Origin of the sequence: Microvirga ossetica (assembly GCF_002741015.1) — a bacterium.
In the GTDB taxonomy this organism is placed as follows: domain Bacteria; phylum Pseudomonadota; class Alphaproteobacteria; order Rhizobiales; family Beijerinckiaceae; genus Microvirga; species Microvirga ossetica.
Map to the genome: position 1 here is coordinate 5,666,433 of NZ_CP016616.1, position 16,629 is coordinate 5,683,061.

The following is a 16,629-nucleotide window of genomic DNA, read 5'->3' on the forward strand; positions in this document are numbered from 1 at the left end:
AGGGGGAGGGAAAATGCCACTGTGCTTTACAATGAATGATGAGCCAGCCTTCAGAGCAAGTCTGGAGTCTCACAGCCGGGTGCGATCGTACCTTAGTTCCCCGCTGCTCGTTGTGCTCCTCACTCCAAGGGAGGATAGGGGTGCTGGCCACCCCTGAAATCCGAGACGGTGTAGCACCCGCCGGTCTCCCGGATCGAGTCCGGACCGATCACGGCCTTTCCGTGCCCACCGGGAATGTCGAGGATATAGGCCGGCTGGCAGAGTCCCGATATCCGCCCGCGCAGGTTTGCCACCAGGGCGCGGCCTTCCTCGATGGACAGGCGGAAATGACTCGTGCCGGGGGCGAGATCGGGGTGGTGGAGATAATACGGCTTGATGCGCGTCTCGACGAAGGCGCGCATGAGGGCGGCCAGCGTGTCCGGATCGTCGTTGACGCCCTTGAGAAGAACCGACTGGCTGATCATGACGATGCCGGAATCCACGAGCCGGGCGCAGGCAGCGCGCGCATCCGGCGTCAGCTCGCGCGGATGGTTGGCGTGAAGCGCCACATAGGCCGTCTTGCCGCTCGTCTTGAGCGCCGCGATCAGGTCCGCGTCGATCCGCTCCGGCTCGACGACGGGAACGCGGGTGTGGAAGCGGACGATCTTCACGTGATCGATGGCGGCAAGCCGCTGCATGATCTCGGTGAGACGACGCGGGGACAGCACCAGCGGATCGCCGCCGGTGAGGATGACCTCCCAGATCTCAGGACGGTCTGCGATATAGGCGAAGGCCTTGTTCATGGCGTCGGGAGAGAGGGTGCCGAGTCCCTGCGGTCCCACCATCTCGCGGCGGAAGCAGAAGCGGCAATAGACCGGGCAGACGTGAACGGCTTTCAGCAGCACGCGGTCGGGATAGCGGTGGACGATGCCCTCGACCGGCAAATGCGCGAGGTCGCCGATGGGATCGGCGCGCTCCTCCGGCGTGACGTTCAATTCCGCTGCATCCGGCACGAACTGGCGGGCGATGGGATCGTTCGCATCGGCTCGGTCGATCAGCGCGGCCATGGCAGGGCTGATGGCGATGGCATAGCGCTCGGCGACGGCCTCGATCCCGGTGAGATATTCCGGCGCGACGAGGCCGGCCTCGACGAGCTCAGCGGGCGTGCGGATGGGGCGGATCGCGTTCAACGGCCCGTCTCCGGAACCGGGGCCCAGATCACCTGATCGATGCGGGAGGCGCCGGTGGCGAGCATCGCAAGCCGGTCGAAGCCGAGCGCGATGCCGCTGGCCTCCGGCATCTGCGCAAGCGCCACCAAAAAGTCCTCGTCCAAGGGGTAGCTCTCTCCATAGACCCGCATCTTTTCCGCCATCTCCGCCTCGAAGCGGCGGCGCTGCTCGGCCGCGTCGGTCAGCTCGCCGAAGGCGTTGGCAAGCTCGACGCCGCAGGCATAGAGCTCGAAACGCTCCGCCACGCGAGGGTCGCGGGCGGTCGGTCGGGCGAGCGCCGCCTCGGCGACCGGGTATTCGTCCAGGATCGTGGCGCGCCCGAGGCCGAGTTCGGGCTCGACCCGCTCCACGATGACGCGGCTGAACAGGTCGGCCCAGGTATCGTCCTCGGCCACCCGCAGGCATGAAGGCTTCAGGCTGGCGGCCAGATGCTCCCGATCCGTTGCGCCGTCGCGGTCGATAGTGGCCAGAAGATCGATGCCGGCGAAGCGCTCGAAGGCTTCGGCCACGGTGAGGCGCTCCGGCTCCTTGAAGGGATCGGTCTCACGGCCTCGGAAGGCGAGGGTGCGGGTGCCGGCGGTCTCCGCCGCGAGAGCGAGGATCTCGCCGCAATCCTTCATCAGCGCCTCGTAGCCCTCACTCGCCCGGTACCATTCGAGCATTGTGAATTCCGGGTGGTGCAGCGGGCCGCGCTCCCGGTTGCGGTAGACATGGGCGAAGCAGGCGATGCGGGTTTCGCCCGCCGCCAGGAGCTTCTTGCAGGCGAATTCGGGCGAGGTGTGGAGGTAGAGCGGCACCCGCGCGCCATCGGGGCCAATGGCCTCGGTTGCGAAGGCGTGGAGATGCGCCTCGTTGCCCGGCGAGGTCTGGAGCGTGGCCGTATCGACCTCGACGAAATCTTGGCTAGCGAAGAAGCTCCGCAGGGCCGCCTGGATCCGGTTGCGCCCGATCAGGAAGGGGCGCCGGTCGGCATGGACATGCGGCGTCCACCAGGGGGAGAGAGCGGGCAGGGGCTTATCCATTCCAAAGGGTTCCGCGAGGTCGGACTGGCGATTTGCACGAAGATAGGCTACTTGCGGCTCCGAAAATGTTTTCGGCGCCACTGGGGGCAGGACGACCCGCCCCTCATGACGCGCCCCTATCTGTCACAAGGAAAGCGTCCCGTGAAGGTCATCGCCTCAACGCTCCGCAAAGGCAACGTCGTCGACATGGACGGCAAGCTCTATGTGGTTCTCACCGCCCAGAACATCCACCCCGGTAAGGGCACGCCCGTCACCCAGCTCGACATGCGCCGCATCTCCGACGGCGTGAAGGTCTCCGAGCGCTACCGCACCACCGAGCAGGTGGAGCGCGCCTTCGTGGAGGATCGCGAGCACACCTTCCTCTACGAGGACGGCGAGGGCTTCCACTTCATGAACCCGGAGACCTACGACCAGGTGGTCGTGCCGCAGGACATCATCGGCGACCAGAAGCCCTATCTCCAGGAAGGCATGGCCGTGATGCTCTCGACGCACAACGGCATCGCCATCGCCATCGAGCTGCCGGCCCGCGTGACCCTCGAGATCACCGAGACCGAGCCGGTCGTGAAGGGCCAGACAGCCTCCTCGTCCTACAAGCCCGCCATGTTGTCGAACGGCGTGCGCACCCTGGTGCCGCCCCACATCCAGGCCGGCACCCGCGTCGTAATCATGACCGAAGACGGCTCCTACGTGGAGCGCGCGAAGGACTGAGATGCCATTACGCAGCCCTCCTCCCCCTTGTGGGGAGGAGTTGGAGGTGGGGGTGTAAGCGATAGCCTATGACGCTCTGGCGCCGACACCCCCACCCTTAATCCCTCCCCACAAGGGGGAGGGAAAGGCGCGTACTAAGGACGCGGTCAGCTCTTGTAGAGCCGCAACAAACCTTGCAGGGCAGGAGGTTTCGGTGGAGTCTCGCCGGATTCCTGCCCTTTCTCATGTCTCGAAGGCGAACATTTTCATGACGAGCGGTCCTGAAAAATCCATCAATCCCCTCGTCGCGGATGTCGGCAGCCCTCCGATCCCGGAGGCGCAGGCCTGGACGAAGCGCTATGAAGGCGCCTTCGGGCCGCTGATCAACCTGTCCCAGGCCGTTCCGGGCAATGCGCCCCATGCCGAGCTGCTCGAGCGAATGGCCGCCATCGCCGGCGATGCCGCGGGCTCGCAATACGGGCCGATCAATGGCGATGCGCCTCTCCGGCAGGCTTATGCGGCCGAGCTTTCCCGAATCTACGAGGCCAGGATCGGACCGGAGGACACGGCGGTCACGGCGGGCTGCAACATGGCCTTCTTCGTGGCGATGATGCTGCTGGCCCATCGCGGCGACGCGGTGCTGCTGCCGACGCCGTGGTACTTCAACCACCAGATGAGCCTCGACATGCTCGGCATCGAGCCGCGCCCGCTGCCCTGCCGGGCGGATGCCGGATTCGTGCCACGCGTCGAGGATGCGGAGGCGGTGATCGACGACAAGGTGCGCGCCGTCGTCCTGGTGACGCCCAACAACCCGACCGGGGCCGTCTACCCGGCGCACGTGATCGAGAGCTTCGCGCAGCTCTGCCGAAAGCGCGGTATTTATCTCGTGATCGACGAGACTTACCGGGACTTCCTGCCACAGGGCATGAACCGCCCGCACGGGCTGTTCGTTGGCGAGGAATGGCGCGACACGGTGATCCAGCTCTATTCCTTCTCGAAATCCTACGCGATCCCGGGCCACCGCACCGGCGCGATCGCGGCCGATGCCGGGCTCATCGAGCAGGCGGCGAAGATTCTCGACTGCATCCAGATCTGCGCTCCGCGCACGGCGCAGGGCGCGCTGCCCTGGGCCATCGATGGCTTACGCGACTGGCGCGAGGCCAACCGGGCCGAGATCAACGGGCGTGCACAGGTATTTCAGGACGCTCTCGCGCCACTGCCAGAATGGAAGATCGAGTCGGTCGGCGCCTATTTCGCCTATCTGCGCCATCCCTTCCCGGGCAGACAAGCGCAGCAGGTGGCAGAGAAGCTGGCGACGGAACGCGGCGTGCTGTGCCTGCCCGGAAGCTATTTCGGCCCCGGCCAGGAGGGGCATTTGCGGGTCGCCATCGCCAATGTCGGCGCGGACGTCCTGAGCGGCCTCACGGAGCGCTTCCGCGGCCTGACGCTTTGATGGCTCTTCGGGCGAAGCGCCACATTCTGCAGCGCCCACCCTTGGCAGGACGGTGGCGCGACGGTTACTCTTCACCCGACAGGACATCCATCCGGATGCTCGGGGAATCGTTTTGACCGTCAAGGCCGACGTGACGACAGATGACGACGACCGGATTGCCGAACCGCTTCAGGGCGCGGCAAGCGGGTCGTCATGGATTGCCGATCGCCCGGCCCCGCCGCGACAGGAGACCAGGCGTCGCCCGTCGCGAAGCTACGCCGCGCTCGACCTCGGCACGAACAATTGCCGCCTTCTCATTGCCGAGCCTGCGCATTTCGGCTTCCGCGTCGTCGATGCGTTTTCGCGCATCGTGCGGCTGGGCGAGGGGCTGGGCCTCGGCAACCGTCTCAGCGACGATGCCATCGGACGCACCATCGATGCGCTGCGCGTCTGCCGCGAGAAGATGGCAGTGAAGGATGTGTGGCGCGCGCGTCTCGTCGCCACCGAGGCCTGCCGGCTCGCCGAGAACGGCCCCGCCTTCATCGACCGAGTGCGCGACGAGCTCGACCTCGAGTTGGAGATTGTTGACCGCAAGACCGAGGCTTATCTCGCCGTCACGGGCTGCGCTTCCCTCGTCGATCCCAAGGCGCATTCGGTCATCGTGTTCGATATCGGCGGCGGCTCGACGGAGATCGCCTGGCTCGACGGCCAGGCGCCGCATGCCTTCGCCGACCCTTGCAAGCGCATCCGCGCCTGGGATTCGCTGCCCGTCGGCGTGGTGACGCTGGCCGAGCGCCACGGCGGCATCGAAGTGACGCCGGAAACATTCGAGGGCATGGTCGAGGAGGTCACCGAACTCCTGCTCGATTTCGCCCTCGTGGCGGCCCAGGCCGGGCGGGCGCACAATTTCCACCTGCTCGGCACTTCGGGGACCGTCACCACCGTCGGCGGCATTCACTTGGGCCTCGCGCGCTACGACCGGCGCCGGGTCGACGGGATGTGGATGCGCAACGGCGAGATCTCGACGGTGATGCAGCGCCTGCTGCATTCCGATTTCAGGCAGCGCGCCGAGAATCCCTGCATCGGCAAGGACCGTGCCGATCTGGTTCTTGCAGGCTGTGCCATTTTGGAAGCGATCCGGCGGGCCTTCCCCTCGGACCGCCTGCGCATCGCGGATCGCGGACTGCGCGAAGGAATCTTGATGAACATGATGCGCGAGGATTCGGTGTGGCGGGGAGGCGGCCAAAGGTGAGTGCCAAAACCGGTTCGGGCGTCCGCAATCTCAAGCAGCGCGTGAAAACCGCCAACAAGCGGTCCCTCTCTTCGCAGAAATGGCTCGAGCGCCAGCTCAACGATCCTTACGTCGCCCGCGCGAAGCGCGAAGGCTACCGCTCGCGCGCGGCCTTCAAGCTCCTCGAGATCGACGAGAAGTACCACATCCTGAAAGCCGGCCAGCGCGTGGTCGATCTCGGCGCCGCGCCTGGGGGCTGGTCGCAGATCGCCGCCAAGGTGGTCGGCCCGAAGGGCAAGGTCGTCGGCATCGACCTTCTGCCCATCGATCCGATGGCGGGCGTCGAGTTCATTCAGCTCGACTTCCTCGACGACAGCGCTCCCGGCCAGCTGATCGAGATGCTGGGCGGTCCTGCCGACGTGGTCATGTCCGACATGGCCGCCAACACCACCGGCCACAAGAAGACCGATCACCTGCGGATCATCGGGCTCGCCGAGGCGGCGATCTATTTCGCCCGCGAGATCCTCGCGCCGGGCGGCGCGTTCGTCGCCAAGGTGTTCCAGGGTGGGACCGAGAACCAGCTTCTGGCCGACCTCAAGCGCGACTTCGCGGTCGTGCGCCACGTCAAGCCTGCCGCGAGCCGGACCGATTCCGCGGAACTCTATGTGCTGGCGACCGGTTTCCGGGGACGGACAGGCGAGACGCCCGAAGCCTGACGCCTTTGCTCGACATCAAGAATGAGGAGGCACGACCATGGCCCTGCACCAGATCGGCATCATCGGCCTCGGCAAGATCGCGCAGGATCAGCATCTGCCGGTCATCAAGGCCAATCCCGATTTCCAGCTTCTTGCGGTGTCGAGCCAGCGTGGGCTCACCCATGAGGACGCGCGCTACACCTTCCTGGATTACAGGGATCTCCTGAAGCTTCCCGACATCGAGGCCGTGTCGATCTGCACGCCGCCGCAGGTCCGCCACCAGATCGCCCGCGATGCGCTGGTCGCCGGGAAGAGCGTGCTCCTGGAAAAGCCGCCCGCCGCGACCTTGAGCGAGCTCGAGGATCTCAAGGAACTCGCCGCGAAGGTCGGCAAGGTCGTGTTCACGACCTGGCATGCCCAGTACAACAAGGCCGTCGACGAGGCGAAGAAGGCTCTCGCCGGCTGGACGATCAAGCGTCTTCTCGTGACCTGGAAAGAGGATGTGCGGCACTGGCACCCGGGCCAGCAATGGATCTGGGAGGCCGGCGGCTTCGGCGTCTTCGATCCGGGCATCAACGCGCTCTCCATCGTCACGCGCATCATGCCCGAGCCGGTTTTCATCAAGTCCTCCAGCCTGGAATTCCCGGCCAACCGCGATGCGCCGATCGCCGCCAATCTGGCCTTCTCCATGAGCCATGGCCAGGGCGATCTCCAGGCGGTCTTCGACTGGCGCCAGACCGGCCCGCAGACCTGGGACATCGAGGTCGAGACGGAAGCCGGCCTGACCCTCAAGCTCACCCATGGCGGCAGCTGCCTCGAGATAGGCGGCCGTGAGGTGGTGAAGGAGGATCCCGCCGAGTACCAGGCCATCTACCGGCGCTTCGACGAGCTGCTCAATGCGCGCCAGTCGGAAGTCGACACCGCCCCGTTCCGCCTCGTGGCGGACGCCTTCATGATCGGCAAGCGGGTGCAGGTGGACGCGTTCGAGGATTAGAGCAAGCCGTCATCCCGGACGAAGCGCAGCGAAGATCCGGGATCGTTGGATGACGCGCCATTTTCCCTCCCCCTTGCGGGGAGGGATAGGGGTGGGGGTGGTCCGACCGGGTGAGTGATAGACGAGAACGGTGTTGGTCCACCTCACCCTGCCGGAGAAGATGCGACGGTAGCCACGTCACCGCCTCATCGATAGAACTCTGAGTTCCGACTTTGCGACCCCCACCCTCGATCCCTCCCCGCAAGGGGGAGGGAAGAAGGGCGCTCCCGGGATGACGCTGCAGCGGTGAACCTCAAGCCAAGTTCTTCTTCAGGAACCCGACCGTCCGCTTCCACGCGGTTTCGGCAGCTTCCTTGTCGTAGCGCGCCGCGTTGGTGTCGTTGTTGAAGGCGTGGTTGGCGCCCTCGTAGACGTAGATCTCGTACGTCTTGCCGGCCTGCTTCAGGGCGCCCTCGTAGGCCGGGATGCCGGCATTGATGCGCTCGTCGAGACCGCCGTAATGCATCATCATCGCGGCGTTGATCTTGGGCACGTCCTCGGCCTTCGGCTGCCCGCCGTAATAGGCCACGCCCGCATTGAGGTTGGGCTCGTTGACCGCGAGGGTGTTCACCGCGCCGCCGCCCCAGCAGAAGCCGATGGCGCCGACCTTGCCGTTGCTGTCCGGGCGGGCCTTCAGATAGGCCACCGCCGCCTTGCCGCAGGCGATCACGTCCGGTCCCTTGAGCTGGCCGATCATGTCGCGGCCCTTGTCCTCGTCGGCGGGCGTGCCGCCCATGGGCGAGAGATAATCGAGACCGAGCGCGATGAAGCCCTCGGCCGCCATGCGGCGGGTCACGTCCTTGACATGCGGATTGAGGCCACGGTTCTCGTGGATGACGATCACGGTCGGCAGCTTTCCGGCGGCATCCTTCGGCTTCACGAGATAGCCCTTGAGCTCCTGGGCGCCGGGAATGTCGACCGTCTCGGCGGTGATCCGGGGATCGTTCTCGGGGATGGTCTGCGCCTGGGCGTAATTGTTCTGCAGCACCGTCAGCAGGGTCGTTGCCGCCGCCGTGCTTCCGGCCAGTGCGGCGAGGCGGTCGAGAAAGGCCCGACGGTTCATGCCGCCATGGGTGAAATCGTCGTAGAGATCGATGATGCGCTGGTCCATGCTCTCTCCTCCCGGCGGGGTCCCTAAAGCGGACTTGACGTGGGGACCCGCTGTTCTTTGCCGGCGAGAGCCTAGCGCAGCCTATCGGCCGGACATACCGTCGCCGAGGCCCGTCGAAGGCAGTTTTTCCTTCACAATCTTGTGTCCCGACATCTCCGCGCCGGCGGTGGGCGTGAGGCGCACGAAGATGAAGCCCGACAGGGCGGAGATGAAAGCGACGGCCCAGAAGGCCGGGGCGAAATCCGCCGCCGTGATCGCGGCGTCCCCGTCGAGACTCGCGGCGAACTCCAATACATAGGCGCCGAAGGCGACGCCGATGCTGAGCGAGACCTGCTGCAGCGCGCTCGACAGGCTCGTGGCATAGCTCATCTCGCGGTTGGAGATATCCGCGTAGCCGATGGCGTTGAGGCTCGTGAACTGGAGCGAACGGAAACAGCCGCCGATCAGGAGGATGACCATGATCAGCCAATGGGGCGTCTCGGGCGAGAAGAACCCGTTCGCAGCCACGAAGGCGGCGCCGATGAAGGCGTTGACCGTGAGCAGCCTGCGAAAACCCGTCCGTTCGAGGATGCGCTTCGCCATGGTCTTCATGAACAGCGCGCCGACCGCCGCGATGAAGGTGAGGGAGCCCGAGGCGAGCGGGCTGAGGCCGAAGCCGACCTGCAGCATCAGCGGCAGGAGGAAGGGAATGGCGCCGATGCCGATGCGGAAGAGGAAGCCGCCCACGACGCTGATGCGGAAGGTGGGGATCTTCAAAAGGCCGAGCTGCAGCACGGGAAACGGGGTGCGCCGCGCGTGGAAGACATAGGCAACGAGGCAGATCGCGCCGACGATCACGCAGCCGGCTGAGATCTCTGCCGGGATCATATGCCGCCCGCCCGAGGCGAAGCCGAGCATGAGCAGGGCGAAGCCGAAGCCGGAGAGAAGGAAGCCGATGGTGTCGAGGGGCGGCGTATCGTCTTCCTTGATGTTCGGCACGAAGCGCATCGCCATCACGATTCCGAGAATGCCGATGGGAATGTTGATGAAGAAGATCCAGCGCCAGTGGAAAAAGGTGGTGATGAAGCCGCCGAGCGGCGGGCCGATGATGGGGCCGACGAGGGCCGGGATCGTCAGGGTCGCGAGCGCCTGCACGACCTCGCTGCGCGGGACGCTGCGTAACAGGACGAGGCGCCCCACCGGCACCATCATGGCTCCGCCGGCGCCCTGGGCGAAGCGGGCGATCACGAACCATTCGAGGGAAGTGGAGGCCGCGCAGGCGAGCGAGCCCGCCATGAACACGCCGATCGCGGCGGTGAAGATCGTGCGTGCGCCGTACTTGTCCGCCATCCAGCCGGAGATCGGAATGAAGATCGCGAGGCTCACCAGATAGGAGGTCAGGGCCAGCTTGAGGGCGATCGGGTCCGTCCCCAAGGTCTCCGCGATCATCGGCAGCGACGTGGAGATGACGGTCGAATCCGTGTTCTCCATGAACAGGGCAGTCGCAATGATCAGCGGGAGAAGGCGGGATCGACGCATGACTCGCAGCACTTAACCCCGTGCAACCTCCTTGCAAAGGGCAAAAAGGCGCAAGGCTGGTCTTCTGCGGGCGCGCCGCTCGGCCCTTTGCGAAACGATAAGCCCGTGCTACGGACCCGTGCCAACTCGCCAAAGCGATATTTTCTCACTCGCGCACCCTTTAAGGAGTTGGTCATGGCCTCTGTAATTGCCGATAAGATCATCGAAGGACTGACCTTCGATGACGTGCTGCTCCGCCCCGGCCGCTCCGAAGTCCTGCCCAGCGACGTCGATGTGTCGACCCGGCTGACCCGGACCATCCGCCTCAACATGCCGATCATCGCCTCCGCCATGGATACGGTGACGGAAGCCCGCATGGCCATCGCCATGGCCCAGAACGGCGGCTTGGGCGTGATCCACCGCAACCTTGAGCCGGACGCTCAGGCCGAGCAGGTCCGCCTCGTGAAGCGCTATGAGTCGGGCATGGTGATGAACCCGATTACCATCCACCCGGATGAGACCCTGGCCGATGCGCTGGCGATGATGAAGCACCACGGCATTTCCGGCATTCCGGTGGTCGAGCGTGGGCCGGGCGGTGCCAAGGGCAAGCTCGTCGGCATCCTGACCAACCGCGATGTCCGTTTTGCGAGCAACCCAGGCCAGAAGGTTTCCGAGCTGATGACGAAGGACCGCCTGATCACGGTCCGCGAGGGCGTGAGCCAGAACGAGGCCCGCCATCTTCTGCACCAGTTCCGTATCGAAAAGCTCCTGGTCGTCGACGACCATTACCGCTGCATCGGCCTGATCACGGTGAAGGACATCGAGAAGCAGGTTGCCTATCCCAACGCCGCCAAGGACGAGCAGGGCCGCCTTCTCGTCGCCGCAGCCACCACCACCGGCGAGCAGGGCTTCGAGCGGGCCGAGCGTCTCATCGATGCGGGCTGCGACGTGGTCGTGGTCGACACGGCCCACGGGCATTCCGTGAAGGTTCTGGAGAGCGTCACCCGGGTGAAGAAGCTCTCCAACGCCGTCCAGGTGATTGCCGGCAACGTGGCGACGCGGGAAGGCGCCCAGGCGCTGATCGACGCCGGCGCGGATGCGATCAAGGTCGGCATCGGCCCGGGCTCCATCTGCACCACCCGCATCGTCGCGGGCGTGGGCGTGCCCCAGCTCACCGCCATCATGGAGTCGGTCGAGGCGGCGTCCCAGGCCGGCGTGCCGGTGATCGCCGACGGCGGCATCAAGTTCTCGGGCGATCTCGCCAAGGCGCTCGCGGCCGGCGCCTCCTGCGCCATGGTGGGCTCGCTGCTTGCCGGCACGGACGAGACCCCCGGCGAGGTCTTCCTCTATCAGGGCCGCTCCTACAAATCCTATCGCGGCATGGGCTCGGTCGGCGCCATGGCCCGCGGCTCGGCTGACCGCTATTTCCAGGCCGAGGTGCGCGACACCCTGAAGCTCGTGCCGGAAGGCATCGAGGGGCAGGTGGCCTACAAGGGGCCGGTCTCGGGCGTGCTGCATCAGCTCGCCGGCGGCCTTCGCGCCTCCATGGGCTATGTGGGCGCGGCGACCCTGCCCGAGTTCCAGGACAAGGCCCGGTTCATCCGCATCACCAGCGCGGGCCTGCGCGAGAGCCACGTCCATGACGTGACGATCACGCGGGAAAGCCCGAACTACCCGACCCGGAGCTGAGACGGCACATGAGCATCACCGCCATTCTGCTGCCGGTCTACGTGCAGGTCGCGCTCACCGTCATCCTGCTGCTCTGGATGGGCAGGTCGCGCCTGTCCACCCTGCGCGCCGGCGAGGTGAAGGTAAGGGACATCGCGCTCGGCGAGCGCAACTGGCCGACGCGCATCCTGCAGATCCAGAACGCGTATCACAATCAGTTCGAGATCCCGGTGCTGTTCTACGTGCTCGTGGTGCTGGCGCTGTTCACCCGCAAGGCGGACATGCTCTTCGTGGTCATGTCCTGGATGTTCGTGACGAGCCGGCTGGTTCACGCGGCCATTCACACGACCACGAACAAGGTGTCCCTGCGCTTCATGGCCTTTGTCGTCGGGGTGCTGATCCTCGCCATCATGTGGATCATCTTCGGCGTCCGGGTGCTGGCGGCGGAGACTGGCGTTTAGGGGTTAGGGAGTTTCGCAGGATTTGTTCCCTCCCCCTTGCGGGGAGGGATCGAGGGTGGGGGTCGAAAAGTCGGAATGCCGTGCTTCATTCAGAGACTTGAAGGCTACTACGGCGCTTCTCCCGTTTGTCCTCTCACCCGGTCTAACGACCCCCACCCCTGCCCCTCCCCGCAAGGGGGAGGGGAAAGCGCTGAGGGCGAAGCTAGGAGAGGCTTAGAACTTCTTGCCGCTTTCGAGCTGCGTCTTGGCGTCGGTCTGCTTCATCGGAGGCGGGGCGATATCCGCAGCCGGGGCGGTGGCGCAGGCGGCGATGGTCAGGGTCAGGCCGACGGCGACGAGGCCGCGGGTCAGTCGGGTCAACATGGAAAGTGGCTCCAAAGAGAATCGTGCGGTGCGCACGCTCCTTACATCCACTTTCGAACGGGACGGAAAATAGGAAACATTATGTCGTTTCTACGGCCAAGCTTGAGTGTGCTTTTTCGATGACACCTGCAGCCCGCATCTCCGCCGCCATCGAGGTCCTCGCGGATATCGATGCCCGCCGCCGCCCGGCATCGGACGCCCTGAAGGATTGGGGCCTGTCCCATCGCTTCGCCGGCTCCAAGGACCGGGCCGCCATCGCGAGCCTCGTCTACGACGCCCTGCGCCGGAAGGCTTCCGCCGGATGGATCATGGGCGAGGCCACGCCCCGCACCATCGTGCTCGGCATGCTCCGCCTGCAGCGCGGCCTGGCGCCCGAGGCCGTGGCGGCGCTCTGCTCAGGCGAGCGCTTCGCGCCGGAGCCATTGACACCCGGTGAGAGGGAGAGGCTCGAGAAGGCCGATCTCGGCACCGCCCCGGCCCCCGTCGCCGGCGATTTCCCGGATTGGATCGAGCCGTCCCTCAGACGTCTTTTCGGCGACGATCTCGTTCCCGAGATGCAGGCGCTCGCCACCCGTGCGCCGCTCGACCTGCGGGTAAACACCCTGAAGGTGTCCTCCCGCGAGGAGGCGCATGATGCCCTGCCGCATCTCAATGCCATCGAGACGCCGCTCTCGCCTTTGGGCCTTCGCATCGCGCCGAGCGAGGACGGGCGCGGTCCTGCCGTGCAGTCGGAGCCCGAGTTCCTGAAGGGCTGGATCGAGATCCAGGACGAGGGCTCGCAGCTCGTGGCGCTCATCTCCGGCGCCAAGCCCGGCGAGCAGGTGGTCGATCTCTGCGCCGGAGGCGGCGGCAAGACCCTGGCGCTCGCAGCGCAGATGGAGAACCACGGCCAGATCTACGCCACCGACAACGACGCCCGCCGTCTCGCCCCGATCCACGATCGCCTGACCCGCGCCGGCGTGCGAAACGTCCAGGTCCGCACGCCGCGGGCCAGGGCCGATGCGGTGACGGATCTCGACGGCAAGATCGACTGCGTGCTCGTCGATGCGCCCTGCACCGGGATCGGCACCTGGCGGCGCAACCCGGATGCGAAATGGCGCCTGCGGCCCGGCAGCCTGGAGGTTCGGCGCAACGAGCAGGCCACGGTCCTCGACCGGGCGGCGCAGCTCGTGAAGCCCGGCGGCCGCATCGTCTACATCACCTGCTCGATCCTGGCCGAAGAGAACGACGACGCGCTCGAAACCTTCCTGCAGCGCCAGAAAGGCTTCAAGCCGGTCCCTCAGGAGGAGGTGCTGGGGACGAACGAGCTCGGCTTCCTCAAGAATGTCGTGCGCCGGACGGCGTATGGCCTCCAGCTGACCCCGCACAAGACCGGCACCGACGGCTTCTATGCCGCGGTCCTGGTGCGAAACCCATGACAGACCTCATATTCCGATTGTTGACCTGCCCTCGAAAGCCGTAAGAACCCTGCCATGACCCAGACCCACGACAAGATCCTCATCGTCGATTTCGGCTCCCAGGTGACCCAGCTCATCGCACGGCGCGTGCGCGAGGATGGCGTCTATTCCGAGGTCGTGCCGTTTCAGAAAGCCGCCGAGGCGATCCGGACCATGAAGCCGAAGGGCGTGATCCTGTCGGGCGGGCCGGAATCGGTCACGGTCGACACCTCGCCACGGGCGCCGCAGGAGCTGTTCGAGACCGACCTGCCGATCTTCGGGATCTGCTATGGCCAGCAGACCATGGCGGCGCAGCTCGGCGGCGAGGTCGAGGGCGGGCATCATTCCGAGTTCGGCCGCGCCGAGATCGAGATTCTCACCGAGAGCCCGCTCTTCCAGGGCGTGTGGCAGGTCGGCAAGAAATATCCCGTCTGGATGAGCCACGGCGACCGGGTCACCAAGCTGCCGGAGGGCTTCGAGGTGCTTGCGGTGTCCGAGAACGCGCCCTTCGCGGCGGTGGCGGACGAGGAGCGGAAATTCTATGCTGTGCAGTTCCATCCGGAGGTGGTGCACACGCCGCAGGGCGCGCAGCTGATCCGCAACTTCGTGCGCGACATCGCGGGCTGCAGGGGCGACTGGACCATGAAGGCCTTTCGCGAGGAGGCCATCGCGCGCATCCGCGCCCAGGTCGGCACCGGCCGGGTGATCTGCGGCCTGTCCGGCGGCGTCGATTCCGCCGTTGCCGCGGTGCTGATCCACGAGGCCATCGGCGACCAGCTCACCTGCGTCTTCGTCGACCACGGCCTGCTGCGCGCAGCCGAAGCCGAGCAGGTGGTCACGCTCTTTCGCGACCACTACAACATCCCGCTCGTCCACGTGCAGGCGCAGGACCTGTTCATCGGCGCGTTGGAGGGCGTCTCCGACCCGGAGGTCAAGCGCAAGACCATCGGCAAGCTCTTCATCGACGTGTTCGACGAGGAGGCCAAGAAAATCGGCGGCGCCGATTTCCTGGCTCAAGGGACGCTCTATCCGGACGTGATCGAGAGCGTCTCGTTCACCGGCGGCCCCTCCGTCACCATCAAGAGCCACCACAACGTCGGCGGCCTGCCCGAGCGCATGAAGATGAAGCTCGTGGAGCCCCTGCGCGAGCTGTTCAAGGACGAGGTTAGGGTGCTCGGCCGCGAGCTCGGCCTGCCCGACGCCTTCGTCGGCCGCCACCCGTTCCCGGGCCCGGGCCTCGCCATCCGCGTCCCCGGAACGATCACGCGCGAAAAGCTCGACATCCTGCGCAAAGCCGATGCGATCTATCTCGAGGAGATCCGCAATGCCGGCCTCTACGATCAGATCTGGCAGGCCTTCGCCGTGCTGCTCCCCGTCAAGACCGTCGGCGTCATGGGCGACGCGCGCACCTACGACCACGTCTGCGCGCTGCGCGCCGTCACCTCCATCGACGGCATGACGGCGGATTTCTACCCCTTCGACATGGGCTTCCTCGGCCGCGTCGCGACCCGCATCATCAACGAGGTCAAGGGCATCAACCGCGTCACCTACGACATCACCTCGAAGCCGCCCGGCACGATCGAGTGGGAGTGACGAATGCCGGTGACCCTTTACGGCATCAAGAACTGCGACACGATGAAGAAGGCGCGCGCCTGGCTCGATGCCGAGGGCGTGACGTACGCGTTTCATGACTACAAGGCGGAGGGCATCGACCGTCCGCGGCTTGAGGCCTGGGCGCGTGCGGTCGGCTGGGAGACGCTGCTCAACCGGGCCGGCACGACCTTCCGCAAGCTGCCGGAGGCCGACAAGGCGGATCTCGACGAGCGGAAAGCGCTTGCGCTCATGCTCGACCAGCCATCGATGATCAAGCGCCCGGTGCTCGACCTCGACGGTCGTCTCCTCGTCGGCTTCAAGCCGGATTACTATGCGGAGTCGATGCGTTAGGATCTCCCCGACAGCGGGTAGGAGAACGCACGATGAGAGCCGCAGCCTTCGTCCTTCTCGGGATCATCGGCGCAGGCCCAGCCCTGGCGCAAGGCGCGGAATGCTCGTTCTACTTCGGTGTCGAGAACCTCGAGGCCGACGATGCCGTCGCGCTTGGGCGGATCAACAAGCTCACTCCGCGCACCAATTTCGTGAAACCGTCGGTCATCCAGAAGGGCTGTCCGAACGCCAGCGCCGCCTGCAGGGACAAGGCCTATCTCGTTCCCGGCGACGAGGTTGTCGTCATCGGGAGCGGCGACGCGTTCGTCTGCGCCAGCTACACCGGTGCAAAAGGGCAGGGTACGGAGGGATTTCTGCCGCGAGCGGCGGTGACCCTCGTCCAGAATCCGCCGCCTGCTCCCCTCGATGGCTGGATCGGGCGATGGCGCGGTAGTCCCGAGCAGGAGATCGTCATCGCGAAAGGTGCCGGTCCGGACGGCCTGAAGGTCACAGGCGATGCGACCTACGGCGCGCTCGATCCGGAGCGGGTCAAGCGCGGCGCCGTCAATCTCGGCTCACTCGACGGCGAGGCGACCTTGCGCGGAGGAAACCTGTCCTTCGCCATGGGCGAGAACGGGTCGGTCGCCTTCGACAAGGGCGAGGAATACGATTGCAAGGTCCGGTTGCGTCGCCTCGGGCCGTACCTGCTCGTCAAGGACAACACCATGTGCGGCGGCATGAACGTCACCTTCACGGGGATCTACCGGCGCCAGTGATGGGCCGGTGCCATCCCAGGGCCGCGTAGCGGAGCCCTGATCCATAAGCGCTGACGGTGCAAGAGAATCGAGGCGGATGGTGCCGT

16 protein-coding genes are annotated in these 16,629 nt (G+C 65.9%); 11 read left to right on the forward strand and 5 right to left on the reverse strand.

Annotated features, from left to right (window positions below; translation table 11 throughout):
* Positions 1 to 119 precede the first annotated feature (119 nt).
* Positions 120 to 1,169, reverse strand: coding sequence for a lysine-2,3-aminomutase-like protein (locus BB934_RS26930; RefSeq protein ID WP_099512420.1), 1,050 nt, complete (start codon positions 1,167 to 1,169; stop codon positions 120 to 122).
* Positions 1,166 to 2,218 carry an EF-P lysine aminoacylase EpmA gene (gene epmA, locus BB934_RS26935; RefSeq protein ID WP_099513243.1) on the reverse strand — a complete coding sequence of 351 codons (1,053 nt, stop codon included), beginning with the start codon at positions 2,216 to 2,218 and terminating at the stop codon, positions 1,166 to 1,168. The genes BB934_RS26930 and epmA overlap by 4 nt, the downstream gene beginning before the upstream one ends.
* Positions 2,219 to 2,335: 117 nt before the next feature.
* Between epmA and efp the strand changes: the two genes are divergently transcribed.
* The 5 genes from efp to BB934_RS26960 all read left to right on the forward strand — a co-directional run bounded on the left by efp (position 2,336) and on the right by BB934_RS26960 (position 7,269).
* On the forward strand, positions 2,336 to 2,938 hold the full coding sequence (gene efp, locus BB934_RS26940; protein WP_099512421.1) for an elongation factor P: 603 nt from the start codon (positions 2,336 to 2,338) through the stop codon (positions 2,936 to 2,938).
* A gap of 247 nt (positions 2,939 to 3,185) precedes the next feature.
* Positions 3,186 to 4,370: an aminotransferase gene (locus tag BB934_RS26945; RefSeq protein ID WP_099513244.1), complete on the forward strand. Its 1,185-nt coding sequence runs from the start codon at positions 3,186 to 3,188 to the stop codon at positions 4,368 to 4,370.
* A gap of 196 nt (positions 4,371 to 4,566) precedes the next feature.
* On the forward strand, positions 4,567 to 5,601 hold the full coding sequence (locus BB934_RS26950) for a Ppx/GppA phosphatase family protein (protein ID WP_173909535.1): 1,035 nt from the start codon (positions 4,567 to 4,569) through the stop codon (positions 5,599 to 5,601).
* Positions 5,598 to 6,296, forward strand: a complete 699-nt coding sequence (locus BB934_RS26955) for an RlmE family RNA methyltransferase (RefSeq protein WP_099512422.1) — start codon at positions 5,598 to 5,600, stop codon at positions 6,294 to 6,296. The genes BB934_RS26950 and BB934_RS26955 overlap by 4 nt, the downstream gene beginning before the upstream one ends.
* Positions 6,297 to 6,333: 37 nt before the next feature.
* Positions 6,334 to 7,269, forward strand: a complete 936-nt coding sequence (locus BB934_RS26960) for a Gfo/Idh/MocA family protein (RefSeq protein WP_099512423.1) — start codon at positions 6,334 to 6,336, stop codon at positions 7,267 to 7,269.
* Positions 7,270 to 7,561: 292 nt separating this feature from the next.
* On the opposite strand, the gene BB934_RS26965 is transcribed toward BB934_RS26960, so the two are convergent.
* Both BB934_RS26965 and BB934_RS26970 read right to left on the reverse strand, forming a co-directional pair.
* Positions 7,562 to 8,419: a dienelactone hydrolase family protein gene (locus tag BB934_RS26965; RefSeq protein ID WP_099512424.1), complete on the reverse strand. Its 858-nt coding sequence runs from the start codon at positions 8,417 to 8,419 to the stop codon at positions 7,562 to 7,564.
* Between the two features lie 81 nt (positions 8,420 to 8,500).
* Positions 8,501 to 9,937, reverse strand: coding sequence for a DHA2 family efflux MFS transporter permease subunit (locus BB934_RS26970; protein WP_099512425.1), 1,437 nt, complete (start codon positions 9,935 to 9,937; stop codon positions 8,501 to 8,503).
* 174 nt (positions 9,938 to 10,111) lie between these two features.
* On the opposite strand from BB934_RS26970, the gene guaB reads away from it, so the two are divergent.
* A complete protein-coding gene (gene guaB, locus BB934_RS26975; protein ID WP_099512426.1) occupies positions 10,112 to 11,605 on the forward strand; it encodes an IMP dehydrogenase in 1,494 nt (497 codons plus the stop codon).
* Positions 11,606 to 11,613: 8 nt separating this feature from the next.
* A complete protein-coding gene (locus BB934_RS26980; RefSeq protein WP_099512427.1) occupies positions 11,614 to 12,045 on the forward strand; it encodes an MAPEG family protein in 432 nt (143 codons plus the stop codon).
* Between the two features lie 213 nt (positions 12,046 to 12,258).
* Here the strand turns inward: BB934_RS26980 and BB934_RS48570 are convergent, their stop codons facing one another.
* Positions 12,259 to 12,408: a hypothetical protein gene (locus BB934_RS48570; RefSeq protein ID WP_173909496.1), complete on the reverse strand. Its 150-nt coding sequence runs from the start codon at positions 12,406 to 12,408 to the stop codon at positions 12,259 to 12,261.
* 119 nt (positions 12,409 to 12,527) lie between these two features.
* On the opposite strand from BB934_RS48570, the gene BB934_RS26985 reads away from it, so the two are divergent.
* From BB934_RS26985 to BB934_RS27000, 4 genes are read left to right on the forward strand one after another with little or no spacing between them, the layout of a single operon-like run.
* The gene (locus BB934_RS26985; protein WP_099512428.1) at positions 12,528 to 13,826 is read left to right on the forward strand and encodes an RsmB/NOP family class I SAM-dependent RNA methyltransferase; all 1,299 of its coding nucleotides are present in this window, start codon (positions 12,528 to 12,530) and stop codon (positions 13,824 to 13,826) included.
* A gap of 54 nt (positions 13,827 to 13,880) precedes the next feature.
* Positions 13,881 to 15,437: a glutamine-hydrolyzing GMP synthase gene (gene guaA, locus BB934_RS26990; protein WP_099512429.1), complete on the forward strand. Its 1,557-nt coding sequence runs from the start codon at positions 13,881 to 13,883 to the stop codon at positions 15,435 to 15,437.
* A gap of 3 nt (positions 15,438 to 15,440) precedes the next feature.
* A complete protein-coding gene (locus BB934_RS26995; protein ID WP_099512430.1) occupies positions 15,441 to 15,788 on the forward strand; it encodes an ArsC family reductase in 348 nt (115 codons plus the stop codon).
* A 32-nt stretch (positions 15,789 to 15,820) separates the two neighbouring features.
* Positions 15,821 to 16,543: a hypothetical protein gene (locus BB934_RS27000; protein WP_099512431.1), complete on the forward strand. Its 723-nt coding sequence runs from the start codon at positions 15,821 to 15,823 to the stop codon at positions 16,541 to 16,543.
* The last annotated feature ends 86 nt before the right edge of the window (positions 16,544 to 16,629 follow it).